Annotated in this window: 3 protein-coding genes; 1 reads left to right on the top strand and 2 read right to left on the bottom strand. The window is 44.0% G+C overall.

Annotated features, from left to right (window positions below; all coding sequences use genetic code 11):
• A partial coding sequence (locus L5M10_RS23535; RefSeq protein ID WP_263256062.1) for a 4Fe-4S dicluster domain-containing protein occupies positions 1-622 on the top strand: 622 nt, incomplete at its 5' end.
• A 70-nt stretch (positions 623-692) separates the two neighbouring features.
• On the opposite strand, the gene L5M10_RS23530 is transcribed toward L5M10_RS23535, so the two are convergent.
• Together L5M10_RS23530 and L5M10_RS23525 are read right to left on the bottom strand one after the other, a co-directional pair.
• A complete protein-coding gene (locus L5M10_RS23530; protein WP_263256061.1) occupies positions 693-2,123 on the bottom strand; it encodes a glutathione synthetase in 1,431 nt (476 codons plus the stop codon).
• A 155-nt stretch (positions 2,124-2,278) separates the two neighbouring features.
• Positions 2,279-2,683, bottom strand: a 405-nt coding sequence (locus L5M10_RS23525; RefSeq protein WP_263256060.1) for a permease, incomplete at its 5' end; no start/stop codon positions are given.

The following is a 2,683-nucleotide window of genomic DNA, read 5'->3' as shown; positions in this document are numbered from 1 at the left end:
GAACGACGGTATTCATTGGTCGCATCATATTGCCACCACTGAGGGGATTTTTCCTGATGTAAAATACACTTATATACCGACCTTATGTAATCATTGTGATGATGCACCTTGTGTAAAAGTCTGCCCGACAGGGGCTATGCACAAAGATAAGCGCGGCTTAACGCTGCAAAACAATGATGAATGTATTGGTTGCAAGAAGTGTATGAATGCTTGCCCATACGGCGTGATTAGTTTTAATGCGGCAACACCGCACCGTCGGTGGCAAGATGACTCTGAGTTAGTGGCTAACGGTACTGTATCACCACTGATGCTGCTCAAACGCACGGGGGCTACTGCATCACCCAATGAAAACCCTGAGCGGGGTGATACTTACCCTGTTACACGACCAAGACGCACTACAGAGAAATGTACTTTCTGTGATCATAGGCTTGATAAGGGGTTGAATCCTGCCTGTGTTGATGCTTGTCCATCTGAAGCGCGGGTGATTGGTGATTTAGATGATCCGCAGAGCAAGGTATCCCAGTTGATTAAATTGCATAAACCTATGCAGTTGAAACCTGAAGCGGGAACGGGACCAAGGGTATTTTATATTCGTAGTTTTGGTGTTAAAACCGCTTATTAATCATATAGGTTAATTTGTTAGTTAAAGCCACAGATGAGATTCTGTGGCTTTTTACTTTATACGCGCCCTGTTAATCGCTAAACATCAGCGAATCTAATACCCCTTGGCCGCTGTGAACTCCACCCTCAGTCACCATGGCTGATTTGCTGCGAACTAAATATCCCGAATAACCGGGGCTGTCGCTATTAGAGCTATCCTCCATCACAGGCTCGCCATCAATGTGGACGGTGAACATGCCTATTTCAGGGATCATGTCATTTATGGTTTCTATTTCGCCGTCACGCACTACTAAGGTTGGTGTTGCTCTCGGCCTAGGGTGTAAGCGGCGCATCAGCGACCATGCTTGGTATTGCGCGGGTTCTAACTCGGCTAATTCATGTGAAATATCGGCACCAAACAGGCAATTGCCACCGCCTTCACCTTGATTTTTTAGCACCCAAGTGTCTATTGGGGATGCTTCGACTAATTGGATACTCTCTGGGGTAACGGAGCGCATCTCGCCGAGGAGGGATTTGACCATTTTGGCTTGTTGCAGCGTTAAACCAAACTGAGTCAAGGACATTTCATCCATAGACGAGAGCAGCATCTGCATCCGCTTACTGGTTGCCAGTTGTTGTCCTACGGTGGCATTGATGGCAACGCGATGTTTTTCAATCAATACACGGATCGCCATCAGGGCTTGGCAGTCCTTGTTGCCATTGATGTCAACGGATTCATAATCTGCATATTGATAACCCGCTCGCAGATAAACGGTATCAATAGTGCCAATGCCTTCGAGTATCAGTCTATGTTTTTCGCCTGTGGTAACTTGTTCTTGTAGTTCACTAAAGGTTCTGCGAATTGTTTGTATCTTTTGTTGTTGTAACGCGAGTTCGAGTAAATGTTGGTCAAACACATTGTCTTCATTTTCTTGCACTATCATCAAAAATCTTGCTGGCCCCGCATCTTCAAATTCCTGTTTTATCTTAAAGGTTGCTTTAGCTATGCCTGCGGATAATTGTTCAATGGCATGATTATCAACAAGTTCACCTATAGGCAGTTGATGCCATTGCTGCAAATAATGGTGGARTTGATGCACTCTCTGACCAAAGGGCCCCATACCAGCCGCAATGCCATTAAACTCCACTAGTTTTGGCCCTAAGTCSTTATCGTCCATGAAGTCACTACGCATAATGAGCAATGGCATTCTCTGCGCTGGAGTCTGCGAGCAATGTACTTGCTGGTGYATACCAAGCAAGGCGGCAAAAAAGGGATCGCTAGCCGTAATAGGTTGAATCGCATCGTATAAGAAGGCATGTTCTTCTGATATAGAATGAATAAGTTTACCGAGTAAATGCACAGAATCTTTTAAGTATTGATAGTGACCTCGACTGATTAAACTCGGCGTTAAGGTAAATGGCGCGTGGCGGGCAGAATATTGGGTTTCTTTAAACGCCATGCCATGGGTTAGCGCCCATTCTATTGCATCATCTTTGGCTTTTAGACTAATAGGTGAATTCATTRTGCTTCTCTTAAGCGAGGCGAATTTATTCGCAATACCAGTATKTTATARGTTTACGTTTTAGATGATTTAATCTTGGGGCGTAAAGGCCCTATGGCACTCACTTTAGGAGCATGCGGTGAGTGCCATATCGAGTTAGAACATTATTTTKTGTGTTAACTAAATACATAGCTATAAAGAAATCCGGCAGTCATTGCCATACTTAAAATTACCGCTAAAAATGCAATAATCATCTGATTTTTAAAGAGGGATTTTAGTAAAATGACTTCTGTTAAACTCGCTCCTGCACTGCCGATAATTAAGGCCATTACAGAACCCATCGCCATCCCTTTTTGCACTAATGCGGCGCTGAGAGGGATTACTGCTTCGGCGCGAATATAAAGTGGAATACCAATTAAAGCCGCCACAGGAATAGCGTACCATTTTGCTTCACCGGCATATTTAACGATTAAATCTGTAGGAATAAAACCGTAGATCATTGACCCCAACAGAATGCCCACAAATAGATAAGGTAGTACTTGTTTGAAGTCCTTCCAAGTAGAGTGCCAAACTCTTATCCA

The organism is Shewanella sp. SM32, from assembly GCF_025654235.1.
Classification (GTDB): domain Bacteria; phylum Pseudomonadota; class Gammaproteobacteria; order Enterobacterales; family Shewanellaceae; genus Shewanella; species Shewanella oncorhynchi.
This window is presented reverse-complemented; position numbering and strand designations above follow the sequence as displayed.